Origin of the sequence: Streptomyces sp. adm13(2018), assembly GCF_008042145.1 — a bacterium.
Taxonomy (GTDB): Bacteria; Actinomycetota; Actinomycetes; order Streptomycetales; family Streptomycetaceae; genus Streptomyces.
Genome location: NZ_RDBH01000085.1, coordinates 1 through 3,565 on the forward strand (window position 1 = coordinate 1; position 3,565 = coordinate 3,565).

Sequence of the window (3,565 nt, forward strand, 5' to 3'; positions counted from 1 at the left end):
GGGCGGGATCGGCCGTACGTCCGGGGCGGGGCCGACAGCCCGCCCGGCCCGATGCCGGCCGTCCGCCACGGGGGGCTGGCACGATTCCCGCGATCGATGGCAGTACGGCCACTCGTGAGGAAACCCGCCGCGCAGAAGACTCGGGGCCATGACGAACCACGACGCACCCGCCGCCCGCACCGCCGCCCACACCATCCTGACCACCGGCTACACGCTCTCCACGGGCCCCGGGGTCGCCGCCACCGTCTCGTACGTGCGGGACGGCGACCGGCACGTGGTCGTCGACCCCGGCATGGTCGCGAGTCGCGACCGGATCCTCGGCCCGCTCGCCGAACTCGGCCTGCTACCCGACGACATCACCGACGTGGTGCTCAGCCACCACCACCCCGACAACACCATGAACGTCGGCCTCTTCGGCCGGGCCCGGGTCCACGACCACAAGGCGATCTACGAGAACGACCAGTGGACCGACCGCGACGCCGAGGGCCACGAACTGTCGCCCTCGCTGCGGCTGATCCGCACCCCCGGCCACAGCGCCGAGGACATCACCCTGCTCGCCGGGACCGCCGAGGGCGTCGTCGCGTTCGTGGGCGACCTGTGGTGGCGGCCGAACGGCCCGGTCGAGGACCCGGTGGCCCCCGACCACACGCTCCTCAAGGACTCCCGGCTCCGCGTCCTGGCCGCGGCCGACGTGATCGTGCCCGGTCACGGCCCGGCGTTCCCGGCGGACGAGTCGGCGCCGCTGTAGCGGGGGGGCTCTGCCCGGGCGGCCGCCTAGAATCGACTTCCATGTCGAAGCCTGACGAGCTGCTCGTTGAACTTGCCGCCACGGTGGAGTCCGGGCAGAGCAATCAGATGTCCCTGACGGTGGTCGTGGGAGGGGTCGTCCTCACCGGCCGGCTGGCCCCCGAAGCGCTGTGGCGGCAGCGGGTGTCCGAAGTACTGACGGACTCCGCCCGCCTGGGCGAGTTCTCCGGAGTCTTCAGCCCCTCCGAACGCCCCGGCGGGCCGCCCACCCACCTGCACTTCCACCTCGCCCGCATCCTCCAGGGCACGGTCGGCATCCCGGAGACCGGCGGCATGTACCGGGTCGCCCTGGAGGACGTCAGCGCCTGGACGGTGGGCGACTTCAGCTACTCCGACCACTGAGGGCCGGAACCACTCAGACCACTGCGGGTCAGTAGGCCGTACCCGTCGACTCCGCCGTCCCCGCCGCATCGGGCGTCCCGGTCGGGTCGACGGGGGCCGCGGCCTGCTCGCCCGCGGTGACCGTGGTGCAGGTGAAGCCGAGCTTCGTCATGGCCCGAACGACCTCGCCGGCGCTGAAGTCACGGCGGTCCTGGCGGGTCACGACCTCGCCGACCTGCTTCACGGGATACTGCCGCCGGCCGATGACGACGACGTCGCCGACGGCGGGTTCGGGCTTGATCCCCTTCATGGACGCGATGACGCCCGCCTTGGTCAGTTCGAACGGGAAGCGGGCGATGACACAACGCATGGTGACTCCTGCGGATGGAGGGGCCGGAAGGGGCCGGTGGGTGGTTCCCGCAGCCGGGCTGCAAAGAGCTGAGGCCCGCATCCCGAAGGTGCGGGCCTCAGTCCGTGTACGTGTCTGTGCGTCAGCGCCGTGTGTCAGGCGGGGACGATGTTCTCGGCGGTCGGGCCCTTCTGGCCCTGCGCGACGTCGAACGACACCTTCTGACCCTCCTGCAGCTCACGGAAGCCGGAGGCGGCGATGTTCGAGTAGTGGGCGAAGACGTCGGGGCCGCCGCCGTCCTGCTCGATGAAACCGAAGCCCTTTTCAGAGTTGAACCACTTCACGGTACCGGTCGCCATGCCAGACGCTCCTTCGGGGCATTGCTCGGAGCGCACCTCGTGTGCGCCCCGTCCTGCTGCGATGCTCGCCCCGTCCGGAAAAAGCCCGGAAATGAAAAGGGTGCCCGGCGCCGGAAGGACCGGACGGGCACTCGTACGTTCGGGACCCACAACTGCAACTGATATCGACACTAGCACGGTGGGCCGGGGCGTGCGGGGTGAAGAATTCCGCCCGTGTTATCCCGTGTGTTTACACGACGAATATTCACCGCGCGTAGCCCGGAATTCCGCCGCCCCGGGGCCGCGCATTCGCCTGCGGTGGGGCCCGGCCGGGACGGCCCGGCCCCCTCAGGGGGCGACGGAGCCGACCCCGGTCCGGGAACCACGCTAGGCGCGCGCGGTGGCCGCCGCCGCTGCTCGGTTCCTGACCGGGCGCGAGACCTGCTTCGCCACGCACGAGGGCAGCCCGGCCCCGCCGTCGGCGACCTGGCGCCGGTAGACGCTGGGCGAGACGCCGACGAGCTCGGTGAAGCGGGTGCTGAAGGTGCCGAGCGAGGAGCAGCCGACCGTGAAGCAGACGTCGGTGACGCTGAGGTCGCCGCGCTGGAGCAGCGCCATGGCCCGCTCGATGCGCCGCGTCATCAGGTACGAGTACGGGGCCTCGCCGTAGGCCTGCTTGAACTGCCGGCTGAGGTGCCCGGCCGACATGTTCACCCCGCGGGCGAGTGCCTCGACGTCCAGCGGTTCGGCGTACTCCCGGTCGATCCGGTCGCGGACCCTGCGCAGCCGCGCCAGGTCGCTGAGGCGCTGTGCCTCGGTCAGTGCGCTCATCCACGCAGGATGACACATGGGGGGAGTCCCTTCAGCGCAGTTGCTGGACGCGGACGAGGTTGCCCGCGGGGTCGCGGAAGGCGCAGTCCCGCACCCCGTACGGCTGGTCGGTCGGCTCCTGGACCACCTCGACGTCCCCGGCCTGCACCTTCTCGAAGACGGCGTCGAGGTCGGGGGCGGCGAGCAGGATCCATCCGTAGGTGCCCTTGGCCATCATCTCGGCGATGGTGCGCCGCTCGGCCTCGGTGACCCCCGGGTCGGCGCCGGGCGGCGCGAGCAGGATCGACGTACCGGGCTGTCCGACGGGCCCGACGGTGATCCAGCGGGTCCGGCCCTGGCCGACGTCGCTGCGCACCTCGAAGCCGAGGGCGTCGCGGTAGAAGGCGAGGGAGGCGTCGGGATCCTCGTGCGGGAGGACGGTGGTGTGGATGGTGATGTCCATGCCCACCACGCTAGTTGGGGCCGTCCGGCGCGGCTTCTCGATTCCTGACGTGTGCGGCGGTCTGCCGGGGCCTCCCTACACCGTCGCCTCCGCCGTCGGCCGTATCCGCCGGAGCGCGACCCGTCCGAGGTCCAGCATGCTCAGGCCGAACATCAGGACGCCCAGCGGCAGATGGACCTCCATCACGTGCAGGACGCCCATCACCACCTGGAGGGTGCCGAGGGCCAGGAAGCCGGTGGCGTAGAGGACGGGCCGGGCGGGGGCGCCGCCGGGGCGCCATGCCAGGACCGCGGCGAGCAGGTAGAGCATCGACATCGCGTACATGCCGCGCGATCCGATGTCGTGCAGGGTCGCGCCGACCTGCGAGGACATCGCCATCCCGGCCGTGACCGCCTGGAAGAGGATGCTCACCGTCTGGAGGGCGACCGCGAGGCGCACGAACCCCGAGAACCGGCCGCCGCCCCGCCCCGCCACCAC

General features: G+C 71.4%; 7 protein-coding genes. 2 read left to right on the forward strand and 5 right to left on the reverse strand.

What is annotated here, in order from left to right; all coding sequences use genetic code 11:
- The first annotated feature begins 148 nt into the window (after positions 1-148).
- Together EAO70_RS07700 and EAO70_RS07705 are read left to right on the forward strand one after the other, a co-directional pair.
- Entirely contained in the window at positions 149-748 is a 600-nt protein-coding gene (locus tag EAO70_RS07700; protein ID WP_148002265.1) for an MBL fold metallo-hydrolase, read from the forward strand.
- Positions 749-789: 41 nt separating this feature from the next.
- Positions 790-1,149, forward strand: a complete 360-nt coding sequence (locus EAO70_RS07705; RefSeq protein WP_148002266.1) for a hypothetical protein — start codon at positions 790-792, stop codon at positions 1,147-1,149.
- A gap of 28 nt (positions 1,150-1,177) precedes the next feature.
- Here EAO70_RS07705 and EAO70_RS07710 read toward each other — a convergent pair whose 3' ends face one another.
- The 5 genes from EAO70_RS07710 to EAO70_RS07730 all read right to left on the reverse strand — a co-directional run bounded on the left by EAO70_RS07710 (position 1,178) and on the right by EAO70_RS07730 (position 3,565).
- A complete protein-coding gene (locus tag EAO70_RS07710) occupies positions 1,178-1,498 on the reverse strand; it encodes an SCO5918 family protein (protein WP_148002267.1) in 321 nt (106 codons plus the stop codon).
- A 134-nt stretch (positions 1,499-1,632) separates the two neighbouring features.
- Entirely contained in the window at positions 1,633-1,836 is a 204-nt protein-coding gene (locus tag EAO70_RS07715; protein WP_148002268.1) for a cold-shock protein, read from the reverse strand.
- 366 nt (positions 1,837-2,202) lie between these two features.
- Entirely contained in the window at positions 2,203-2,646 is a 444-nt protein-coding gene (locus EAO70_RS07720; protein ID WP_148002269.1) for a helix-turn-helix transcriptional regulator, read from the reverse strand.
- Between the two features lie 31 nt (positions 2,647-2,677).
- Positions 2,678-3,088 carry a VOC family protein gene (locus EAO70_RS07725; RefSeq protein ID WP_148002270.1) on the reverse strand — a complete coding sequence of 137 codons (411 nt, stop codon included), beginning with the start codon at positions 3,086-3,088 and terminating at the stop codon, positions 2,678-2,680.
- A gap of 75 nt (positions 3,089-3,163) precedes the next feature.
- Positions 3,164-3,565, reverse strand: coding sequence for a hypothetical protein (locus tag EAO70_RS07730; RefSeq protein ID WP_148002271.1), 402 nt, complete (start codon positions 3,563-3,565; stop codon positions 3,164-3,166).

Coding starts and splice junctions, on each gene's coding strand:
- EAO70_RS07700 (WP_148002265.1), top strand. CDS start 149: ATGACGAACCACGACGCACCCGCCGCCCGCACCGCCGCCCACACCATC.
- EAO70_RS07705 (WP_148002266.1), top strand. CDS start 790: ATGTCGAAGCCTGACGAGCTGCTCGTTGAACTTGCCGCCACGGTGGAG.
- EAO70_RS07710 (WP_148002267.1), bottom strand. CDS start 1,498: ATGCGTTGTGTCATCGCCCGCTTCCCGTTCGAACTGACCAAGGCGGGC.
- EAO70_RS07715 (WP_148002268.1), bottom strand. CDS start 1,836: ATGGCGACCGGTACCGTGAAGTGGTTCAACTCTGAAAAGGGCTTCGGT.
- EAO70_RS07720 (WP_148002269.1), bottom strand. CDS start 2,646: ATGAGCGCACTGACCGAGGCACAGCGCCTCAGCGACCTGGCGCGGCTG.
- EAO70_RS07725 (WP_148002270.1), bottom strand. CDS start 3,088: ATGGACATCACCATCCACACCACCGTCCTCCCGCACGAGGATCCCGAC.